Source organism: Sphingomonas aracearum, assembly GCF_003345355.1.
In the GTDB taxonomy this organism is placed as follows: domain Bacteria; phylum Pseudomonadota; class Alphaproteobacteria; order Sphingomonadales; family Sphingomonadaceae; genus Sphingomonas; species Sphingomonas aracearum.
Map to the genome: position 1 here is coordinate 1,003,463 of NZ_QQNB01000001.1, position 19,629 is coordinate 1,023,091.

Sequence of the window (19,629 nt, forward strand, 5' to 3'; positions counted from 1 at the left end):
TCTGTGCGCGGCGATGCGCGCCCCGCCTTTCTCCATCGTCGGCTTCGACCTCGACGGCACGCTGGTCGATACCGTGCCGGACCTTGCCGGCGCCGTGAACCATGTGCTGGCGCAGGCGGGACGCGCGCCGCTGGACGAGGACACCGTGCGCGGCCTGGTGGGCGGCGGCACGCGGCACATGCTCGAGCTGGCGCTGGCGAAGACCGGCGGCGCGGACGAGCTGCTGCTGGAACGGCTCCTGCCGGAGCTGCTGTCCTTCTACGAGGCGCACATCGCCGATGCTTCCCGCCCCTTTCCGGGCGCGGGCGAGGCGCTTCGGGCGTTGCGGGCCGAAGGCGTCCGGCTTGCCGTCGTCACGAACAAGATCGGCCGCCTGTCCCGCCGATTGCTCGAGGCGGTCGACCTTCTGGACCTGGTCGACACGGTGATCGGCGGGGACGAGGTGGAGCGCCAGAAGCCGGACTCCGCCCCGCTGACCGCCATGGTCGAGCGGCTGGGCGGCGGACGGGCGGCATTCGTCGGCGATTCGATCTACGACATGGCGGCGGCGCGCGCGGCAGCGCTGCCGGCGGTGGCGGTCTCGTTTGGCTACCGGGACCGTCCCGCGGAAGCGCTGGGCGCAGACGCCCTGATCGACAGCTTTGCCGAGCTGTTGCCGGCGTTGGAGAAACTATGACGCGGCAACGCCTGTTCCAACTCGCTTTCTGGGCGGCGCTGATCGGCGCGTGCGTGATGGCGACCCTGCCCAAGCCGCCGCACACGCCGCTGGATCCTTATGGCGACAAGGTGCAGCACATGGCCGCCTTCGCCGTGCTCGCCGCGCTGAGCGCCCTTGGCTATTCCCGCACGCCGCTGATGCGGTTGGCCGAGCGATTGAGCTTTCTCGCCGCACTGATCGAACTGGTGCAGTCGATGCCGGTCCTGCATCGCGATTGCGACATCCGGGACTGGATCGCCGACACGCTGGCGATCGGCGCGACCCTGCTGCTGGTCGCGCTGGCCCGCCGGCTCAGGGGCGGCGCCACTTGGTCCAGAGGTGACGCGCCAGCATGAGCGGCGGCATGCGCAGCCAGTGCGAGCGAACGTAGAAACCAAGACGGGTGAGCGGACGCGTTTCCCGCCCCCAGCCATCGCGCGCGAGGAGCCGGCGCAGGTAAAGCCGGTCCGCCCCGCGCAGCGATCTGCCTTCGCCGCCATATAGCGCCCCTGCGAGGCGCAGCGCACGATCGACCTCACGCTGCAGCCCGTGCCGGCAGGCTCTCTCCGCCAGCCCGTCAGTCCCGAACTGGTGGACGAGGCAATGCACGTCCCACAGGTTGCGCAGGCCGCCGGCCAGGTCGCCATCCGCGAACAGATGCGCCGCGGCGTGGACCAGCATGTCGGCGGGCGACAGCATGCGCAGCCCGTCAGGCAGGGCGACACTGTCCGCCAGCAGCCCCTCGGCATCCGGCGAGGGCCGCGCCGTCAGCGGCAGGATCGTGTGGTGCACGTCGATCATCCGGTCCCGCTCGCGATGGATCAGCGGCGGCAGTTCGTGCATCCACCGGCGGTAATAGGCGTCGTCATACGGGTCCGGCTTCAACCAGGACCAGCCGGCGGCGAGCAGTGCCTCCTCCACCTGCGGCAGGGCGTCGCGCGGCACGAGGATGTCGAGATCGCCGCACGACCGCCCTTCCCCTGCCCGGAGGCCGCCGGCCAGGAAGGCGGTGCCCTTCAGCAGCACAACCGGCACCCCGGTTGCAGCGAGTGCCCGGCGGGCCATTTCCGCCTCCCACAGCGCCTGACGCCGGTTCTGCGCGATGGAGGCGGCGGCATCGGCCAGCACGCGCGCCGCCGCTTGCGGCATCGGCTGGCCGGAAAGCCGCTTCGCCAGCGTGCCGATCAGCTGTTCCGCGCGGGCCATCGCCAGCAGCGCCGTCCACCCGTCACCGTCCAGGGCCGCCACGCTGGCCGGATCGCGCAACGCGCCCGCGAGCAGCCGGCCATCGCTCACGAGGCGGCTCAAGGGGCGGCTCACAGGGCCGCCCACAAGGCTTCCACCTGCGCCAGCGCCGAGGCGGTATCGGGGTAATCGATGGCCCGCGCCGGAACCTCCTCCGCCAGGCGCCGGGCGGCGACGAAGCCGGGTTCGCCCAGCGCCACATAATTGGTCGACGCCTGGGTCAGCCGCACGAACACCTCGCTGCGCGCCAGCACCCGCTGCGCCGGCTCGAAGCCGAAGCGGGGGAACAGCAACAGCGCCGGGATCGCCGGCTCGCGCATCGCCGCAAGGGCGCGCGCGTCGGGCACCAGATGGCGGATGTCGCCCTTGGGCGTGTCCTTCAGCAACGGGCCGAAGCGGCCATCCGGCACCGCGCGCTCCACCTCGGCGATCGCCTCGTTCTTCAGGCTGACGAGCCGCGGAAAGGCGTGCACCCGTCCGCTTGCCGGATCGACAAGCGCGAACTCGTCGCCCATGAGGCGCCAGCCCCGCGCGGAAAGCAGCGCCCCAAGCGTCGACTTGCCCGCGCCGGAAATCCCGGTCATCAGCAAGGCCCGCCCTTCCCGCTCCACCGCCGAGGCATGGAGCAGCAGGTAGCGGCGCTGGCCCAGCGCCATCTGCAGGTTCATCGCCATCTCCGCCGCGAGCAGCCCCTGCGCCAGCGGCAGCGGCGCCGCGTCCGGGATCATGAAATCCCCGCCGATCATCACCGACGGGCGCAGAAAGCGACGCAGGGGACCCGGCGCGAAGAGACGGACGGTGAAGTCCGGCACGCCATCGTCCGGCGCCGGATAGTCGCGGTAGAGCGCGCGCAGCGCGCGGATGGGCTCCGGCCGGTCGGAACCGATGCGAAAGCCCACCGGGCCGATGCGCAGGGCATGTGCGTGCCTCACCAGCGCTCCACCAGCCCTGCGTCCACCAGCTCCTCCAGCCGCGCCGTCAAGGCGGCGTCGTCGCGTTCCAGATCGAAGCGGGCGGCCAGCGCCGCGGCGAGCTCCGCCACCGTCCATTCGCCCTCGCCCATCGTGTCGAGCAGCTCCGGGGCAGGCGTGGACAGCAGGTGGGTGATGCCCGACGGGCGGTGATACAAGGCGGTGAACGCGTCCAACGGCGCGACCAGAAGATCCGCCCGCGGACCGGCGCGGAAGCGCGTCACGGCGTTCAGCCGCGCGGCATCTGCAACGATGCGAAACAGGTGAAGCCGCTGGTGCCGGACTGCAGGTTGCGGATGTAGCTGATATACGCGCGGTTCTGCTCGTCGCTGTACGTGCCGGGCAGGCGTCCGCCCGAGATCGCGCTGCGCACTTCCTCGCCGGTATAGGCGCGTGCGGGCGGCGCAAACGCGCCCGGCGTGCCGGCGGCGACCACCTTGCCGTCCGCCGCGATATAGCTGCCCGCGCGACCGGGATCGGGCACGGGAACCTGGCAGGTCAGCACGGAGGCGTTGGTTTGCGCCAGGGCCGGGCGGATCGACAGCACCGCGCTGGCGCCCACCGCGCCCAGCATCAGCGCACGGCGGCGGGTGGTGCCTTCCGGCGAAGGGGCCTGGTCGCTCATCTCGTCCGCCATAGTCCCAAGCCCTTTCACAATCGTTTCCGGGAGGCAAGCGCACGCTGGCGACGCGTGGCACGTTTCGGTACAGCGGGCCGCCATGCTGCCCGCCGCCACCCAGCGCACCTTCTCCGCCCTTGTCCTGGTTGCCGTGGCCGCGGGGGCGGTGGCGATGGTGACGCAGGACTGGGCGGCGTCGCTGATCACCCTGGTGGGAGGCGTGGCGGCCGTGCTGCTCGGCATCGGCGCACCGGTTTCCCGCGAGGAACTGCCGGGCATGCTGGCCGGGGCGCCGGCCGCGCCGATCGGCATGGACGAACTGATCGAAGCGGTGGGGCAGCCGATGCTGATCGTCGCCAACGGGCGGGTGCAGCACGCCAACCAGTCCGCCTGCGCGCTGCTGGGCCAGCATATCGTGGGCGAGGACGTGCGCCTCGCCATCCGTCACCCGGGCGCGGCGGAGCGGCTCGCCACGGGCGAGCCGTTCGACGGAACCGTCGATCTGGTCGGCCTGGGGGCGCTAGACCAGCGCTGGCAGATGAAGATCTCCACGGCCGCGGGCGGGCAGAAGATCGTGCACCTTGTCGACCAGACGGGAAGCTATGCCGCCGAGCGGATGCGCGTGGATTTCGTCGCCAATGCCAGCCACGAACTGCGCACGCCGCTGGCCTCGATCCTGGGCTATATCGAGACGCTGGAAGACGAGGCCGGCGACGAGCCTGCCCTGCGCCGCCGGTTCCTGAAGGTGATGTTCGATGAGGCACGCCGCATGCAGCGGCTGGTGGAGGACCTCATCTCGCTCAGCCGGATCGAGGCGGAGAAATATCGCCTACCGGACACGCCCGTGGACCTGCTGGACCTGACCAACGATGTGCATGCCGAACTCGCCCGCGCGGCGGACGGGCGTGGCGGCGACATCGTGACGGCGCTGGCCGACGACGTGCCCCCCGTTACCGGCGACCGGGCGCAGCTTTCGCAATTGCTGCACAACGTCATCGGCAATGCCCTGAAGTACGGCCGGCCGGGGACGCCGGTGACGGTGCGCCTCGGCCGCGACGGCCGCATGGTGCGCCTGTCGGTCAGCGACGAAAGCGACGGCATCGCCCCGGCTCACCTGCCGCGCCTGACCGAACGCTTCTACCGCGTGGATGCCGGGCGCAGCCGGGCGGCGGGGGGCACGGGCCTGGGCCTGGCCATCGTCAAGCACATCGTGGAGCGCCATCGCGGCCGCCTGGACATCACCAGCGTGGTGGGCACCGGCACCACCATCACCGTGCTGTTGCCGCCACACGGGAGCGCTGTCACGAAAGCGTAACTGGAGTGTCACACAGGGCGCGCGTCGGGACTCTATAGCCACGACTCACAACAAGGCCCGATGTTCCGCTCCCTCGCCTTTTCCGCGCTCGCGCTGCTCGCGACGTCGGCCTGCCACGATCAGGCCAGCGGCGGCACGGGCGCGCGCGCGCAGATTCGCGCGGTGGGCTCCTCCACCGTCTACCCATTCACCGCGATGGTGGCGGAGGCGTTCGTGGCGGCAACGCCCGACGCGCGCACCCCGGTGATCGAGTCCACCGGCACCGGCGCCGGCATGAAGCTGTTCTGTGCCGGCATCGGCGCGGCGCATCCGGACATCGCCGACGCTTCCCGCCGGATCAAGGCGAGCGAATACCGCACCTGCCGGGCGAACGGTGCGGCGGCGTTGCTGGAGGTCGAGGTCGGCCTGGACGGGATCGCCTTCGGCGAGGCGATGAACGGCCCGCGCCTCGCGCTCACGCCCGCCGACCTTTACCGCGCGCTGGCCGCGGCGCCGGGCGGCCGGCCGAACACCGCGCGCACGTGGCGGGACGTGAATCCCGCGCTGCCGTCCGTGCCGATCCAGGTCTATGGTCCGCCCGCCACCAGCGGCACCCGCGACGCGATGGCCGAGCTGATCCTGACGCGCGGCTGCGAGGAAGCGGACGCCTCGGCTCGGCAGCTCGCGACGACCAGCCCCGATGCGCACAAGGCCCGCTGCACCCGCATCCGGGAGGACGGCGCCTATGTCGACATGGGGGAGAACGACAACCTCATCATCCAGAAGCTGCAGGCCAATCCGCAGGCGATCGGCGTGTTCGGCTATTCGTTCCTGGAAGAGAATGAGGGGGCGGTCCGCGGCCTGCCGCTGGACGGCGTGATACCGAGCTACGACGCGATTGCCGACGGGCGATACCCCGGCTCGCGCCCGCTCTACATCTACGTGAAGAAGGCGCACCTCGAGGCGGTGCCGGGGCTGGCCGCCTTTCTTGCCGCCTACGCCCGCGCCTGGGGCCCGGACGGTCCGCTGGTCCGCCGCGGGCTGATCGTGGCGCCCGCCGACGTGCGCGCGCGATCGGCGGCGGTGATCGCCCGCCAGACTCCGCTCGATCCGGCGACCCTGCGATGAGCGCGCCGACGCTTCTCCTGCTGATCCTGGGCCTGGCGCTGATCGGCTGGCTGGCGGCGCGCACCCGCGCGGCGGCCTTTGCCACACGCCCGGGACAGCGCTCGCCCGCCCTGCCGGGGCACCATGCCACCTTTGTTGCGCTGTGCACGCTGGCGCCGGCACTGCTGTTCGTGGCGCTGTGGACCACGATCTCGCCGGCGCTGGTGACCGACCGCGTGCTGGCCAGCCCTGCCGCCGCGCAACTGCCCCCGTCCGGGTTCGAGCGCGCCTCGATCCTTTCGGAAGCGCGCAGCCTTTCCGACCATGGCCTGGGCGCCGCCTTTCACCCGCTCGCCGCCCGCCTCGCCCCGGCCTATGACGAGGCGCAGGGCCATTACGATGCGCTTGCCGCCGGGATCGCGCTGCTGCTGGCGTTTGGCAGCGGCGCGGCGGCGTGGCTGCGCGTGCGGCCGGGCCTGCGCGCGCGGCGCCATGTGGAGCGCGGCGTGATGGCGCTGCTGCTTGCCGCGTCGCTGATCGCGATCCTCACCACTGCCGGCATCTTCCTCAGCCTGGTCCTGGAAAGCTGGCGCTTCTTCCAGCTGGTGCCCGTGGGCGACTTCCTGACGGGCACGCACTGGAGCCCGCAGGTGATCGATCCGGCCGATCCGGGCGGCACGCTGGGCGCCGTGCCGCTGTTCTGGGGCACGTTCTTCATCGGCGCGGTGATCGCCACGGCGGTAGCCGTGCCGCTGGGCCTGATGAGCGCGATCTATCTCACCCAATATGCCGCGCCGCGCACCCGCCGCTGGGTAAAGCCGGTGATCGAGGTGCTCGCCGGCGTCCCCACCGTCGTCTACGGCTATTTCGCGGCGCTCACCGTGGCGCCGGCCGTACGCCAGCTCGGCGTGGCGATCGGCATCGAATCCGCTTCCTCGGAAAGCGCGCTGGCGGCGGGGCTCGTCATGGGCATGATGATCATTCCGTTCGTGTCCTCGATCGCCGACGATTCGCTGGCCGCCGTGCCTGCTGGGATGCGCGACGGCAGCCTGGCGGTGGGCGCGACCCTGTCCGAGACGGTGACGCGCGTGATCGTGCCCGCCGCGCTGCCCGGCGTGGTCGGCGGCATCCTGCTCGCCGTCAGCCGCGCCATCGGCGAGACGATGATCGTGGTGATGGCGGCATCGGGCATCGCCACCCTCACGCTCAACCCCTTCGCACCCGCCACCACCGTGACCAAGCAGATCGTCGACCTGCTGACCGGGGAGGCGGAGTTCGACAGCGCCAAGACGCTGGCCGCCTTTGCGCTCGGGCTCACCCTGTTTCTCATCACCCTGCTCCTCAACATAATCGCGCTGGGCGTGGTGAAGCGGTATCGGGAAGCCTATGAATAGCGCCGTGCCCGCGGACGAGCGCCGGCGCCGGTTGCGGCAGCGCCATGCGGCGGAGCGTCGCTTCCGCCTGGCCGGGGCGGCGGCCGTGCTGATCTCGGCAGGCTTCCTGCTGTTCCTGCTCGCCACCATGGTTTCGGGCGGCCTGCGCGGCTTCACCCGCACGCAGATCGCCCTGCCGGTGGACTTCGCTGCGGCGGGCCTGCCCCTCGATCCCGGGCAGCTGGAAGGGCGCGAGGGCGCAGCGAGCCTCGCCGGCGCCGGGTTCGAGGGGTTGACGGACCATGCCGCCATTGCCGCTTTCGGACCGCACGGCGCGCGCCTCCTGTCCGATGCCGCCTGGATCAGCGTGCGGAATGCCGTGCGCCGCGATCCGTCGCTGCTCGCGCGTCGCGCGGTGATCCAGGTACCGGCAGCCTCCGGCATCGACATCGCCTTCAAGGGCCGCGGCACGCCCGAAGCGGAAGCCGAGGTCGCCAGCCTTGCGCGCCGCTCGGCGATCTCGTCTCATTTCAATGCGGCCCTGTTCTCCGCCGCCGATTCCACCGACGCGGCGGCAGTGGGGGTCTGGGGCGCGCTGAAGGGCTCGCTGCTGACCATGGCGGTGACCCTGGGGCTGGCCTTTCCGGTCGGCGTGCTGGCCGCACTCTACCTGGAGGAATATGCGCCGCGAAACCGCTGGACGGATCTGATCGAGGTATCGATCAACAATCTCGCCGCCGTTCCGTCGATCATCTTCGGGCTGCTCGGCCTGGCGCTGTTCCTGAACACGCTCGGCCTGCCGCGTTCCGCGCCGCTGGTCGGCGGGCTGACGCTGGCGCTGATGACCATGCCGGTGATCGTGATCGCCGGTCGCAACGCGATCAAGGGCGTGCCCCCTTCCATCCGCGACGCCGCGCTGGCGGTGGGCGCCTCGCCGGTGCAGGTGGTGTTCCACCACGTCCTGCCGCTCGCATTACCGGGCATCCTGACGGGTACCATCATCGGCATGGCGCGCGCGCTGGGCGAGACGGCGCCGTTGCTGATGATCGGCATGCGCGCCTTTGTCGCCGCGCCGCCCGATCGATTGACCGATCCGGCGACGGCGCTGCCGGTGCAGATTTTCCTGTGGTCCGACGAGGTGAACCGCGGCTTCGTGGAGAAGACCAGCGCCGCGATCCTCGTCCTCCTCTTCGTTCTCCTCGCGATGAACGGCCTGGCCGTTTACCTGCGCAACCGTCTCGAGACCCGCTGGTGACCCTTCCCAACCGCTCCAAGATCGAAGCAAAAGGCGTGAGCGTCTTTTACGGCGACAACCAGGCGATCCGTGACGTGTCGCTGAACATCGACCAGGACCGCGTTACGGCCTTTATCGGCCCGTCCGGCTGCGGCAAGTCGACCTTCCTTCGCACCCTCAACCGCATGAACGACACCATCGCCGGCGCGCGGGTGGAGGGCGAGATCCGGCTGGACGGCGACGACATCTACGCGTCCGGCATGGACGTGGTGGAACTGCGCGCGCGGGTGGGCATGGTGTTCCAGAAGCCGAACCCCTTCCCCAAGTCCATCTACGAGAACGTGGCCTATGGCGCGCGCATCCACGGGCTGGCGCGCTCGCGCGAGGCGTTGGACGCGGTGGTCGAGCAGGCGCTGACCCGCGCCGGCCTGTGGAACGAGGTGAAGGACCGGCTGAAGGATTCCGGCACGGCCCTGTCGGGCGGCCAGCAGCAGCGTTTGTGCATCGCCCGCGCCATCGCGGTCGACCCGGAAGTGATCCTGATGGACGAGCCGTGCTCCGCGCTCGACCCGATCGCCACCGCGCGCATCGAGGAGCTGATCCACGAGCTGCGCGGCCGCTATGCCATCGCCATCGTCACCCACAACATGCAGCAGGCCGCCCGCGTGTCGCAGGTGACCGCCTTCTTCCACATGGGGCAATTGGTGGAACATGGCGACACCGCGCAGCTGTTCACCAGTCCGCGCGAGGAACGCACCAAGGACTATATCACCGGCCGGTACGGCTGAGAGCGGATTAGATGATGGAACATACCGTCAAAGCGTTCGACCACGACATCGGCCAGCTGCGCGGGCTGATCGCGCAGATGGGCGGGCTCGCCGAACAGGCGATCGCCCGTGCGATGGAAACGCTGCGCCGCCAGGATCTGGAAGGCGCGGCCGAGATCGTCGCCGGCGACAAGGCGATCGACGCGCTGCAGATCCAGGTGGAGGCGCTGGCCGTGCGCATCATCGCCCTGCGCGCGCCCATGGCCGACGACCTGCGCGAGGTCGTCGCGGCCCTGAAGATCGCCGGCGTGGTGGAGCGGATCGGCGACTATGCCAAGAACATCGCCAAGCGCGTGCCGTCCATCGAATGGCACAGCGAGGTGGAGCCGCTGTCCGTGCTGCCGGCGATGGCGACCCTGGCGGTGAACATGGTGCGCGATGCGCTGGACGCCTTTGCCGCGCGCGATGCGGAGGGCGCCACCCGGGTGGCCGCCAGCGACCGCGCGCTGGACGATTTCTACAACTCGCTGTTCCGGATCCTCGTCACGCACATGATGGAGAACCCGAAGACCATCGGCCAGATGGCGCACGTGCTGTTCATCGCCAAGAATCTCGAGCGCGTCGGCGATCATGCCGTCAACGTCGCCGAGATGGTCCATTTCGCCGCAACCGGCGCCCACATGGCCGAGCGCGACCGCGGCCACTCACCCGTTCAGTAAACCAGGGGGATAAACGCACATGGCCCAGGCCCGCATGCTGTTGGTGGAGGACGATGCCGCGCTCGCCGAGCTCGTCGAGTTCCATTTCCGCCGCGAGGATTTCGAGGTGGTGCGCACCGCCGATGGCGAGGAGGCACTGCTGCTCGCCAAGGAACAGACCCCCGACATCGTCCTGCTCGACTGGATGATCGAGGGGCTGTCCGGCATCGAGGTCTGCCGTCGCCTGCGTCGCATGGGCGAGACGCAGAACGTGCCGATCATCATGCTCACCGCGCGTGGCGAGGAAGAGGACCGCATCCGCGGGCTGGAGACGGGCGCGGACGATTACGTCACCAAGCCGTTCTCCCCACGCGAGCTGGTGGCCCGCGTGGGTGCGGTGTTGCGCCGCGTTCGCCCCGCGCTGGCGGGCGAGACGATGAGCTATGCCGATGTCGAGATGGACACGGTGGGCCACAAGGTGCGCCGCAACGGCGAGGTGATCCCGCTGGGGCCGACCGAGTTCCGCCTCCTGAAGCACTTCCTCGAACATCCCGGCCACGTCTTCTCGCGCGAGCGGCTGCTCGACAGCGTGTGGGGGCATGACAGCGACATCGAGAGCCGCACGGTGGACGTGCATATCCGCCGGCTGCGCAAGGCGATCAACATCGGCGATCGCCCCGACATCATCCGCACGGTGCGTTCCGCGGGCTATGCGCTGGATTCTGGCGAGTAGCGCAAAAGAGTCGGACCCATTTGCGCAAAAGGGCGTTGGACCTCCCAGCGATCGTTACGGTCGCGATCAAATCCAGGAGGATTCCTCATGAAGCTCTTTCTCTTGGGCGCGGCCGCTCTGATCGCTGCTCCCGTCATGGCGCAGGTTTCGTCGTCGGTTGGCTCGAATTCGACCATCACGAACAGCCCGAGCCAGTCGACCGACCAGGCCGCTCCCGCCGATCCCTCGACAATGCAGCAGACCCCGCCGACCGACCAGTCGACGCAGACCACCAACGCGCCGGCCGATGGCTCCATGCAGCCGCCCATGGGCCAGGGCACCATGGGTCAGCCGCCGATGGGCGCTGCGCCGACCGGTGGCCAGATCGTGATGGGTCCGATGAACACCACGCCGCCGCCGGCCGCCGTGACGAATCCGCCCGTCTGCAAGCGCGGCCAGACCGACGATTGCATCGAGCCGGGTGCCCGCCGCGCGCGTCGCCGCTAAGCCCGATCAGCATACCGTAGCGTCAAAAGCCTACGTGTTGCGTCGCGAGAGCGCTCTCCATAAGGAGGGCGCTCTTTCGATTCTGCGAGGAGCTCTCATGTCCATCCGCTTCGACAATCGCGTTGCCATCGTCACCGGTGCCGGCGGCGGTCTCGGCCGCGCTTACGCGCTGGAACTCGCCAGGCGCGGCGCCAAGGTGGTGGTCAACGACCTCGGCGGCAGCCGCGACGGCACCGGCCATTCCGACGCCGCGCTGAAGGTGGTCGAGGAGATCGAGGCGGCCGGCGGCGAAGCCATGTCCAACGGTGGCAGCGTCACCGAATACGAGCAGATGGTGGAAATGGTCGCGCGCGCCAAGGAGAAGTGGGGCGGCGTTCACATCCTCATCAACAATGCCGGCGTGCTGCGCGACAAGACCTTCGTGAAGATGGAGCCGGCCGACTTCAAGTTCGTGATCGACGTGCATCTCAACGGCTCGGCCAATTGCGCCAAGGCGGTATGGGAAATCATGCGCGAGCAGGCTTATGGCCGCATCCTGATGACCGCATCCTCCAGCGGCCTGTACGGCAATTTCGGCCAGGCGAACTATGGCGCGGCCAAGCTCGGCCTCGCCGGCCTCACCAAGACGCTGTACCTCGAGGGTGCGAAGTACAACATCAAGGTCAACACGCTGGCCCCCACCGCCGGCACGCGCATGACCGAGGACCTGTTCCCCAAGGAGGCGTTTGACGCCTTCTCGCCGGAAAAGGTCGCCCCCGCGGCGCTCTACCTGGTCAGCGAGGATGCGCCGACCAACGCCATCATCGGCGCCGGCGCCGGGGTCTTCCAGGCGGCATACGTCACCCTCACCCAGGGCAAGCTGCTGACCGGCGACGAGCTGTCGCCCGAAGGCATTGCGGCGCACTGGGCGGAGATCACTGATCGCACCGGCGAGATGGTGCCGCAGGCGGGCGGCGAGCAGTCGATGAGCATCCTGCGCAAGCTGCAGGGCCAGTAAGCACGGCAACCTTGCTGTGTTGACGATCTAACACACCCGTGACACACTCCCCCCTCCAACAGGGGAGTGCTGTTTCATGTACAGCGAGACGGACATCGATGGCGCGGTCGCCGCAGGGGCATTGAGCCCGGATGCGGCGGCCGGGTTGCGCAGCTTCGTGGCGACCAGTCGCGCCACACCGGCGGTGGACGAGGAGTCCTTTCGCCTGCTCACCGGCTTCAACGACATCTTCGTGTCCATCGCCATCGCGCTGGTGCTCGCGGCGGTGGCGTGGATCGGCCAGAGCCTGTGGGCGCCGCTGGGCGGCGTTGCGGTCGCCGCCGTCGCCTGGGGACTGGCCGAGTATTTCACCGGACGCCGCCGGATGGCGTTGCCGTCGATCCTGCTGCTGCTCGCGTTCGTGGCCGGCGTCGGGTCGGCGCTGGTGTCGCTGATCGTCCTCAACCACGAGGCGCTGGGTTTTGTCCGCAACCAGCCGGATACCGATGCACAGCGGCAGATCGCCGCGGCGCTGGCCGCCGGCGTCGCCGCCATCACCGCCGGCGCCGCCTGGCTGCACTGGCGTCGCTTCATGGTGCCGATCACGGTGGCCGCCGGCGCGGTCGCGGTGGTCGGCGTGGTGCTGGGGCTGGTGACGGCGCTGATCCCCGCCGCGCGCGAGGCGATCTTCCCGCTGGTGCTGCTCGCGGGGCTGGCGATGTTCGCCTTCGCCATGCGCTGGGACATGAGCGACCGCGAGCGCCGCACCCGCCGCTCGGATGTCGCGTTCTGGCTCCATCTCGCTGCCGCGCCGATGATCGCGCATGCCTTGTTCCAGATGCTCGGCATCTTCAACGGGGAGATAGGGCCGGGCATCGCCGCGGTCGTGCTGGTGCTGTACGTCGCGTTTGCCTTTGTCGCGCTGGCGGTGGACCGGCGGGCGCTGCTGGTGTCCAGCCTCGCCTACGTGCTGTACGCGCTGTACGCACTGTTCCATACCACGGGTGCCGTGGAGCTGGCCTGGGCACTGACCGGCCTGGTCATCGGATCGGCGCTGCTGACGCTTTCCGCCTTCTGGCAGACCATGAGGCGGCAGGTGGTGGGCGTGCTCGGCGGGCTGGCGCACCGGCTGCCCCCGGTCGCGACATTGTCGCACGCCTGAATGGAGGGGCTCCCGGGCGGAGCCCCTTCCCTATTCGACGATCTTGAGCAGCCGGCGCTCGACCGGCGCGAGGACGGGGCCAAGGTCATGGCCCCGCTTCAGCACCGCGCCATGCTCGCCAATCAGCGCCCACATGCCTTGCCGCGCCCGCAGCGCCGGGCGTTTCTCGATGCGGAACTCGGGTCGTTCGGCCGCGCGGCGGAAGGCGGCGAAGACGGCCGCGTCCTTGCCCAGGTCCATCGCGTAATCGCGCCAGTGCCCGGCCGCCACCATGCGGCCATACAGGTCGAGGATGCGCGTCAGCTCCGCCCGGTCGAAGCCGACCTGGCTCGGCCGGCCAGCAGCAAGCGGAAAGGGGGTGACGATGCCCATCAGGCGCGATCGCGCTCTTCTTCACCGCGCTCGGCCAGCAGCATGTCGAGCCGGCGCCGCAGCGTCTCGATCTCGCACCGCATGACCTCGAACTTCTGCGTCTGCGGATCGAACTGCTCGCTACACGGCGTGCCGTAGGGGACAAAGGCAGGACGCGGCATCGCTCCGCCTTCCACCACCGTCGGGCGGGCAGGAATGCCCACCATCACCGCGCCGGTCGGCACGTCGCGCGTGACCACCGCATTGGCGCCGACCCGCGCGCCCTGCCCGACGACGATCGGGCCGAGCACCTGCGCGCCCGAGCCGATGATCGCCCCGTCGAGGATGGTCGGGTGGCGCTTGCCGGGGGCGCCATTGTCCGGGCTCGTCCCGCCCAGCGTCACGCATTGGTAGATGGTGACGTTGTCGCCGATCTCCGCCGTTTCGCCGATCACCACGAAGCCATGGTCGATGAAGAAATTGCGGCCGATGGTCGCGCCCGGATGGATGTCGATCGCGGTCCAGGCGCGCGCCACGTGGTTGATGAGGCGGGCAAGGAAGAACAGGCGGGCGCGGTACAGCCGGTGCGCGATACGGTGGAAAGCAAGCGCCCAGACACCGGGGTAGAGCAGAATTTCCGCGCGGCTGCGCGGCGCCGGATCGCGCGCCTTGATCGAATCGAGATAGGCGATCATGCGCTCCATCCGGTTGCCCTCTTCTTCCTCAAGCCCGGCATCTAGGCATTTCACCGCGCGAATTAAACCCGCGCACCGCGGCAACTTGCCGGAACCAAACCCCATCTTGCTTGTAGGATATCGCTTGTGACGGCACCGTCGGCACATCTTCCTTGCGCGGAGCGCTCAACGCATGCCCGATCTTGCCGCTGTCGACTGGTCCGCGATCCTGCCGTTCATTGCCGTCGGGTTCGCCGCCCAGATCGTCGACGGGGCGCTGGGCATGGCATTCGGCCTCATCAATTCCACCATTCTCGTCAGCGTGCTGGGCGTTCCCCCCGTTGTCGCCTCGGCGAGCGTGCATGCGGTGGAGACGTTCACCACCGCCGCGTCCGGCATCAGCCATGTGCTGCATCGCAACGTGAATTGGCAGCTGTTCCTGCGCCTGATGATCCCCGGCGTGATCGGCGGGGTTCTCGGCGCCTATGTCCTGTCCAGCGTGGATGCGGGCGTCGCCAAGCCGTTCGTCATGGCGTATCTTGCGTGCATCGGCCTGTACCTCCTGTTTCGCGCCTGGCGCGGCGAGGTCGAGCGGCGCGAGCCGCGGGTGATCGCCCCGCTCGGCCTGGTCGGCGGCTTCCTGGATGCGGCCGGCGGCGGCGGCTGGGGGCCGGTGGTGACCAGCAACCTGCTGATCCAGGGAACGGAGCCGCGCCAGACGATCGGCACCGTGAACACCGCCGAGTTCTTCCTGACGAGCACCGTTTCCCTGACCTTCTTCCTTGCGATGGGCTGGAAGGCCTTCACCCTGGCCACGGTGGGGCTGCTGATCGGCGGCATCGCCGCGGCGCCGCTCGGTGGCTTGCTCGCGAAGCGTGTTCCTGCCCGTCCGCTGATGGCGATCGTCGGCGTGCTGCTTTCCCTGACGAGCGCCTGGACCGTCTACCAGGCGGTTGCGCAATGAGTACGCTCCGGCGCATCGATTGGAATTGATCGACAAAAGCGATCAGTGCAGGACAATCTATCAATTTGCCCTGCGCTGCAGCATCCCTATCTGCGGTGCAGCAATTCATTACCCACCGACACACGGAGAAACGCATGTCGCTCATCGGAACCACGGTGCTCCCCTTCGCCACGACCGCCTACAAGGAAGGCAAGTTCGTGCCGATCACGGACGCCGACACCCGCGGCAAGTGGGCGGTGTTCTTCTTCTACCCGGCCGATTTCACCTTCGTCTGCCCGACCGAGCTGGAAGACCTCGCTGACGCGTACCCGACCCTCCAGAAGATGGGCGTCGAGGTCTATTCCGTGTCCACCGACACGCACTTCAGCCACAAGGCCTGGCACGACACCTCGCCCGCGATCGGCAAGATCAACTATTACATGCTGGGCGACCAGAACCACGTCATCTCCAACAACTTCCAGATCCTGCGCGAAGGCCAGGGCCTGGCCGATCGCGGCACGTTCGTGGTCGATCCGGACGGCGTGATCCAGCTGATCGAGGTCACCTCGGAGGGCGTCGGCCGCAATGCGCAGGAGCTGCTGCGCAAGATCAAGGCCGCGCAGTACATCGCCGCGCACCCGGGCGAGGTCTGCCCCGCCAAGTGGGAAGAGGGGGAGGAGACGCTGGCTCCTTCGCTCGACCTCGTCGGCAAGATCTAAGCGTTACCTCAGCCCCCTGAGGTCCCAAGGCCCGGGGCGAGGCACGCGCTTCGCTCCGGGTTTTTGTTTCTCCCCGTCATCCCGGCCTCGTGCCGGGGGCCACTTCGCCGGCCGCAAGCCGGCTCGTGGTCAGCGCGGGACGGAGCCGCGGGCTTTGCTCCGGCGGCACAGTGGACCCCGGCATGAGGCCGGGGTGACCAAGAGGACGGTATCCATGCTCGACGCCAATCTGACGCAGCAGCTCAAGGCCTATCTGGTCAACATCCGCGAGCCCATCGAACTCGTCGCCAGCCTGGACGACAGCCCGAAGTCGCAGCAGATGCGCGAGCTGATCGACGAGATCGCGGCGCTTTCCGGCCAGGTCTCGGTGGCCGAGGGCCAGGACGCGCGCACGCCCAGCTTCCTCATCCGCCGGGTGGGCACCGACACGGCCGTGCGCTTCGCCGGCCTGCCGATGGGCCATGAATTCACCTCGCTGGTGCTGGCCCTGCTCCAGGTCGGCGGCCACCCGTCCAAGGCCGCGCCGGAGCTGCTCCAGCAGGTCCGCGACCTGGACGGCAGCTTCGCCTTCGAAACCTATTTCTCGCTGTCGTGCCAGAACTGCCCGGACGTGGTGCAGGCGCTGAACCTGATGGCGGTGCTCAACCCCGGCATCACGCACACCGCGATCGATGGCGGCCTGTTCAAGGAAGAGGTGGACGCCCGCAAGGTGATGGCCGTTCCCACGATCTTCCTCAACGGCGAGCCGTTCGGCCAGGGTCGCATGGAGCTGGAGCAGATCGTCGCCAGGCTCGACACCGCCGCGGAAGCACGCGCGGCGAAGAAGATCGCGGCCAAGGATCCGTTCGACGTCCTCGTCGTCGGCGGCGGCCCGGCCGGTGCCTCCGCCGCGATCTACACCGCGCGCAAGGGCATCCGCACCGGTATCCTTGCCGAGCGGTTCGGCGGCCAGGTGCTCGACACCGCCGCCATCGAGAACCTGATCTCCGTGCCGCACACCGAGGGGCCGAAGCTCGCCGCCGATCTCGAGCGCCACGTGCGCGAATATGAGGTCGACATCATGAACCTGCAGCGTGCCGAGAAGCTGATCCCGGCGCGCCACGAGGGCGGCCTGCACGAAGTCGTGCTGGCGAGCGGCGCCAGCCTCAAGGCGCGGACGCTGATCCTTTCCACCGGCGCGCGCTGGCGGACGATGAACGTTCCGGGCGAGGACGAGTACCGCAACAAGGGCGTGGCCTATTGCCCGCACTGCGACGGCCCGCTGTTCAAGGGCAAGCGCGTGGCGGTGATCGGCGGCGGCAACTCCGGCGTGGAGGCGGCGATCGACCTTGCCGGCATCGTCGCGCACGTCACGCTGATCGAGTTCGACAGCGACCTGCGCGCCGACGCGGTGCTCCAGCGCAAGCTGGCGACGCTGCCCAACGTGCAGGTCATCACCTCGGCGCTCACCACCGAGGTGCGCGGCAATGGCGAGCAGGTGGTGGGCCTGACCTACAAGAACCGCAACACCGACGATCTGCATGAAATCGCGCTGGAAGGCATCTTCGTCCAGATCGGGCTGGTGCCGAACACCGAATGGCTGCGCGATGCCGTCGCGCTGACCCCGCGCGGCGAGATCGAGGTCGATCATCGCGGCGAAACCTCGCGCCCCGGCATCTTCGCCGCGGGCGACGCCACCACCGAGCCGTACAAGCAGATCGTGGTGGCGATGGGCTCCGGGTCCACCGCGGCGCTGTCCGCCTTCGACTACCTCATCCGCCTGCCGGAAGAGGAACTGGAAGCGGTGGCCGCCTAGACGCTAAGGAGCGGGCTCTCGCGTGATGCGGGAGCCCGCCTGCGAGGAGTTGCCGCCCTGCCCGCCACCTATCTTCCGACGCTCAAGCAGCTCCAGTATCTCGTCGCGCTGCATGACCATGGCCATTTCGGCCGGGCGGCGGACGCCTGTTTCGTCACGCAATCCACCCTTTCGGCGGGCATCCGCGAGCTGGAAACGCTGATCGGCGTCACCCTGGTGGAGCGGACGCGGCGGGTGGTGCGCTTCACGCCGCTGGGCGACAGCATCACCGCAAAGGCGCGCAAGGTGCTGCGCGAGGCGGAGGAGCTGGGCGACCTGGCGCGCGCCGCGGGCCGCCCGCTGTCCGGCGAGATGCGGATGAGCGTGATCCCGACGATCGCGCCCTTCCTGCTCCCGCGCATCCTGCCGAAGCTGCGCCGCGATTATCCGGACCTCCGCCTGTTCCTGCGCGAGGAGCCGAGCGCGGCGGCATGCGAGAACCTGCAGAACGGGCGCACCGACTGCGTGCTGCTCGCCCTGCCCTTTTCCTGCGGCGAGATCAGTTTCGAGCCGCTGTTCGACGATCGGCTCTTCGTCGCGGGGCCGGCGGCCGAGCTGGGCTCCATCGATCTGGCGATGCCTGCCGACGAGATCGACGAGACGCGTCTGCTGCTGCTGGAGGACGGGCATTGCCTGAAGGACCATGCCCTGGCCGCCTGCAACCGCCCGGAGCTGCGCGCCGAGGCGACGATGCTGGGCACGTCGCTGCACACGATCGTGCAGATGGCGGACAACGGACTGGGCGTGACCATGCTGCCGGAAATGGCGATCCGGGCCGGCATTCTCGACCATACCGGCCTGGCCGCGCGACCGCTGGCGGCGGACAATCCCGCGCGCCGCATTGCGCTTGCCTGGCGCCCCGCCTCGCCGCGAGAAAAGGACTTTCGCTTGCTCGCCGGCGTTCTCGCCGCAGCGCACTAGCGCCTGGGCAGTGCTAAGTCATACGACAGGCGATACAAAGTTTGCGACGAAAGCCACCAATCGACACTTTACATCGCGCCGCAGCATGACAACTTTGTGAATATCCATTCGCAACGGAGGCACCTGCCTATGAACACCCTGTTCCGTCTGACGGCCCTTGGCACCAGTGCGCTGATCGCCGTGGCGCCGCTTGCCGCCAAGGACAAGGACAAGAAGAAGGACCAGCCGCAGCAGATCGCCGCCGGCCGCACGCCCATGCCGCAGCCCGCCGAGGAGCCGGCACCGGCGCCGCAACCGGTCGCCGCGCCCGCGCCGACCGCCAGCATCGCCGAGGCGATCCCCACCACCGGCACCAACGCTACTCTCGCGGCGCTGATCACCCAGGCGCAGTTCGCCGGCACGCTCGGCCAGCCGGGCCCGTATACGGTCTTCGCGCCCAGCGACGAGGCGTTCACCAATTTCGGCGCGGCCAATCTCGATCAGCTGAAGAAGCCGGAAAATGCGCCCTTCCTGCAGAAGATCCTGCAATATCAGGTCGTCCCCGGTGAAATCACCGCCGAGAAGCTGAAGGCGCAGATCGCGGCCGGCGGCGGCACCGCGACGCTGACTACGCTGGAAGGCACGCCGCTGACTGCCAAGGAGGTCAACGGCGTGATCGAGCTGACCGGTGCCGGCGGCAACAAGGCCTATATCAGCAAGCCGGACGTCAAGGAAACCAATGGCGTGATCCACGTCGTCAACGGCGTGATCCTGCCCAAGCTCGGCTGAGCATCGTCCGCCGCTCCGGTCACACGCCGGGGCGGCGGATGGCGAAGCCGGAGAACA

Annotated in this window: 23 protein-coding genes; 17 read left to right on the forward strand and 6 right to left on the reverse strand. The window is 69.1% G+C overall.

Annotated elements, in window-relative coordinates:
* Nucleotides 1–13: 13 nt before the first annotated feature.
* Together gph and DVW87_RS04880 are read left to right on the forward strand one after the other, a co-directional pair.
* Nucleotides 14–676 (forward strand): phosphoglycolate phosphatase, encoded by a 663-nt coding sequence (gene gph, locus DVW87_RS04875; RefSeq protein WP_114686578.1) that lies wholly within the window; start codon nucleotides 14–16, stop codon nucleotides 674–676.
* Nucleotides 673–1,053, forward strand: a complete 381-nt coding sequence (locus tag DVW87_RS04880; RefSeq protein WP_114686579.1) for a VanZ family protein — start codon at nucleotides 673–675, stop codon at nucleotides 1,051–1,053. The genes gph and DVW87_RS04880 overlap by 4 nt, the downstream gene beginning before the upstream one ends.
* On the opposite strand, the gene DVW87_RS04885 is transcribed toward DVW87_RS04880, so the two are convergent.
* From DVW87_RS04885 to DVW87_RS04900, 4 genes are read right to left on the reverse strand one after another with little or no spacing between them, the layout of a single operon-like run.
* Nucleotides 1,010–1,993: a nucleotidyltransferase domain-containing protein gene (locus tag DVW87_RS04885; protein ID WP_114687079.1), complete on the reverse strand. Its 984-nt coding sequence runs from the start codon at nucleotides 1,991–1,993 to the stop codon at nucleotides 1,010–1,012. The genes DVW87_RS04880 and DVW87_RS04885 overlap by 44 nt on opposite strands.
* A gap of 20 nt (nucleotides 1,994–2,013) precedes the next feature.
* Nucleotides 2,014–2,874, reverse strand: a complete 861-nt coding sequence (locus DVW87_RS04890; protein WP_114686580.1) for an HprK-related kinase A — start codon at nucleotides 2,872–2,874, stop codon at nucleotides 2,014–2,016.
* Nucleotides 2,871–3,137, reverse strand: coding sequence for an HPr-rel-A system PqqD family peptide chaperone (locus tag DVW87_RS04895; protein WP_239017753.1), 267 nt, complete (start codon nucleotides 3,135–3,137; stop codon nucleotides 2,871–2,873). The genes DVW87_RS04890 and DVW87_RS04895 overlap by 4 nt, the downstream gene beginning before the upstream one ends.
* A gap of 5 nt (nucleotides 3,138–3,142) precedes the next feature.
* Nucleotides 3,143–3,538: a hypothetical protein gene (locus tag DVW87_RS04900; protein WP_114687081.1), complete on the reverse strand. Its 396-nt coding sequence runs from the start codon at nucleotides 3,536–3,538 to the stop codon at nucleotides 3,143–3,145.
* Nucleotides 3,539–3,632: 94 nt separating this feature from the next.
* Between DVW87_RS04900 and DVW87_RS04905 the strand changes: the two genes are divergently transcribed.
* The 10 genes from DVW87_RS04905 to DVW87_RS04950 all read left to right on the forward strand — a co-directional run bounded on the left by DVW87_RS04905 (nucleotide 3,633) and on the right by DVW87_RS04950 (nucleotide 13,362).
* Complete coding sequence (locus tag DVW87_RS04905; RefSeq protein ID WP_114686581.1) at nucleotides 3,633–4,847, forward strand: ATP-binding protein; 1,215 nt, start codon at nucleotides 3,633–3,635, stop codon at nucleotides 4,845–4,847.
* 60 nt (nucleotides 4,848–4,907) lie between these two features.
* Nucleotides 4,908–5,954: a substrate-binding domain-containing protein gene (locus tag DVW87_RS04910; RefSeq protein WP_114686582.1), complete on the forward strand. Its 1,047-nt coding sequence runs from the start codon at nucleotides 4,908–4,910 to the stop codon at nucleotides 5,952–5,954.
* Nucleotides 5,951–7,327: a phosphate ABC transporter permease subunit PstC gene (pstC, locus tag DVW87_RS04915; RefSeq protein WP_114686583.1), complete on the forward strand. Its 1,377-nt coding sequence runs from the start codon at nucleotides 5,951–5,953 to the stop codon at nucleotides 7,325–7,327. The genes DVW87_RS04910 and pstC overlap by 4 nt, the downstream gene beginning before the upstream one ends.
* A complete protein-coding gene (pstA, locus tag DVW87_RS04920) occupies nucleotides 7,320–8,561 on the forward strand; it encodes a phosphate ABC transporter permease PstA (RefSeq protein WP_114686584.1) in 1,242 nt (413 codons plus the stop codon). Before pstC ends, pstA begins: the two co-directional genes overlap by 8 nt.
* Nucleotides 8,555–9,328, forward strand: a complete 774-nt coding sequence (gene pstB, locus DVW87_RS04925; RefSeq protein WP_420822324.1) for a phosphate ABC transporter ATP-binding protein PstB — start codon at nucleotides 8,555–8,557, stop codon at nucleotides 9,326–9,328. Before pstA ends, pstB begins: the two co-directional genes overlap by 7 nt.
* Before the next feature lie 11 nt (nucleotides 9,329–9,339).
* A complete protein-coding gene (gene phoU, locus DVW87_RS04930; protein ID WP_181814721.1) occupies nucleotides 9,340–10,026 on the forward strand; it encodes a phosphate signaling complex protein PhoU in 687 nt (228 codons plus the stop codon).
* 19 nt (nucleotides 10,027–10,045) lie between these two features.
* A complete protein-coding gene (gene phoB, locus DVW87_RS04935; protein ID WP_114686586.1) occupies nucleotides 10,046–10,738 on the forward strand; it encodes a phosphate regulon transcriptional regulator PhoB in 693 nt (230 codons plus the stop codon).
* An 87-nt stretch (nucleotides 10,739–10,825) separates the two neighbouring features.
* Entirely contained in the window at nucleotides 10,826–11,224 is a 399-nt protein-coding gene (locus DVW87_RS04940) for a hypothetical protein (RefSeq protein ID WP_114686587.1), read from the forward strand.
* Between the two features lie 97 nt (nucleotides 11,225–11,321).
* On the forward strand, nucleotides 11,322–12,221 hold the full coding sequence (locus DVW87_RS04945) for an SDR family NAD(P)-dependent oxidoreductase (protein ID WP_114686588.1): 900 nt from the start codon (nucleotides 11,322–11,324) through the stop codon (nucleotides 12,219–12,221).
* Between the two features lie 76 nt (nucleotides 12,222–12,297).
* Nucleotides 12,298–13,362 (forward strand): hypothetical protein, encoded by a 1,065-nt coding sequence (locus DVW87_RS04950; RefSeq protein ID WP_114686589.1) that lies wholly within the window; start codon nucleotides 12,298–12,300, stop codon nucleotides 13,360–13,362.
* Nucleotides 13,363–13,392: 30 nt separating this feature from the next.
* Here the strand turns inward: DVW87_RS04950 and DVW87_RS04955 are convergent, their stop codons facing one another.
* Nucleotides 13,393–13,734: a DUF2794 domain-containing protein gene (locus tag DVW87_RS04955; RefSeq protein ID WP_114686590.1), complete on the reverse strand. Its 342-nt coding sequence runs from the start codon at nucleotides 13,732–13,734 to the stop codon at nucleotides 13,393–13,395.
* The gene (epsC, locus tag DVW87_RS04960; protein WP_114686591.1) at nucleotides 13,734–14,417 is read right to left on the reverse strand and encodes a serine O-acetyltransferase EpsC; all 684 of its coding nucleotides are present in this window, start codon (nucleotides 14,415–14,417) and stop codon (nucleotides 13,734–13,736) included. Before epsC ends, DVW87_RS04955 begins: the two co-directional genes overlap by 1 nt.
* A 163-nt stretch (nucleotides 14,418–14,580) precedes the next feature.
* Between epsC and DVW87_RS04965 the strand changes: the two genes are divergently transcribed.
* The 5 genes from DVW87_RS04965 to DVW87_RS04985 all read left to right on the forward strand — a co-directional run bounded on the left by DVW87_RS04965 (nucleotide 14,581) and on the right by DVW87_RS04985 (nucleotide 19,572).
* A complete protein-coding gene (locus tag DVW87_RS04965) occupies nucleotides 14,581–15,351 on the forward strand; it encodes a sulfite exporter TauE/SafE family protein (RefSeq protein WP_114686592.1) in 771 nt (256 codons plus the stop codon).
* Between the two features lie 134 nt (nucleotides 15,352–15,485).
* Entirely contained in the window at nucleotides 15,486–16,049 is a 564-nt protein-coding gene (gene ahpC / locus DVW87_RS04970) for an alkyl hydroperoxide reductase subunit C (protein ID WP_114686593.1), read from the forward strand.
* 214 nt (nucleotides 16,050–16,263) lie between these two features.
* A complete protein-coding gene (ahpF, locus tag DVW87_RS04975) occupies nucleotides 16,264–17,844 on the forward strand; it encodes an alkyl hydroperoxide reductase subunit F (protein ID WP_114686594.1) in 1,581 nt (526 codons plus the stop codon).
* A gap of 57 nt (nucleotides 17,845–17,901) precedes the next feature.
* On the forward strand, nucleotides 17,902–18,804 hold the full coding sequence (locus tag DVW87_RS04980; protein WP_114686595.1) for a hydrogen peroxide-inducible genes activator: 903 nt from the start codon (nucleotides 17,902–17,904) through the stop codon (nucleotides 18,802–18,804).
* A gap of 129 nt (nucleotides 18,805–18,933) precedes the next feature.
* On the forward strand, nucleotides 18,934–19,572 hold the full coding sequence (locus DVW87_RS04985) for a fasciclin domain-containing protein (protein ID WP_114686596.1): 639 nt from the start codon (nucleotides 18,934–18,936) through the stop codon (nucleotides 19,570–19,572).
* Nucleotides 19,573–19,629 lie beyond the last annotated feature (57 nt).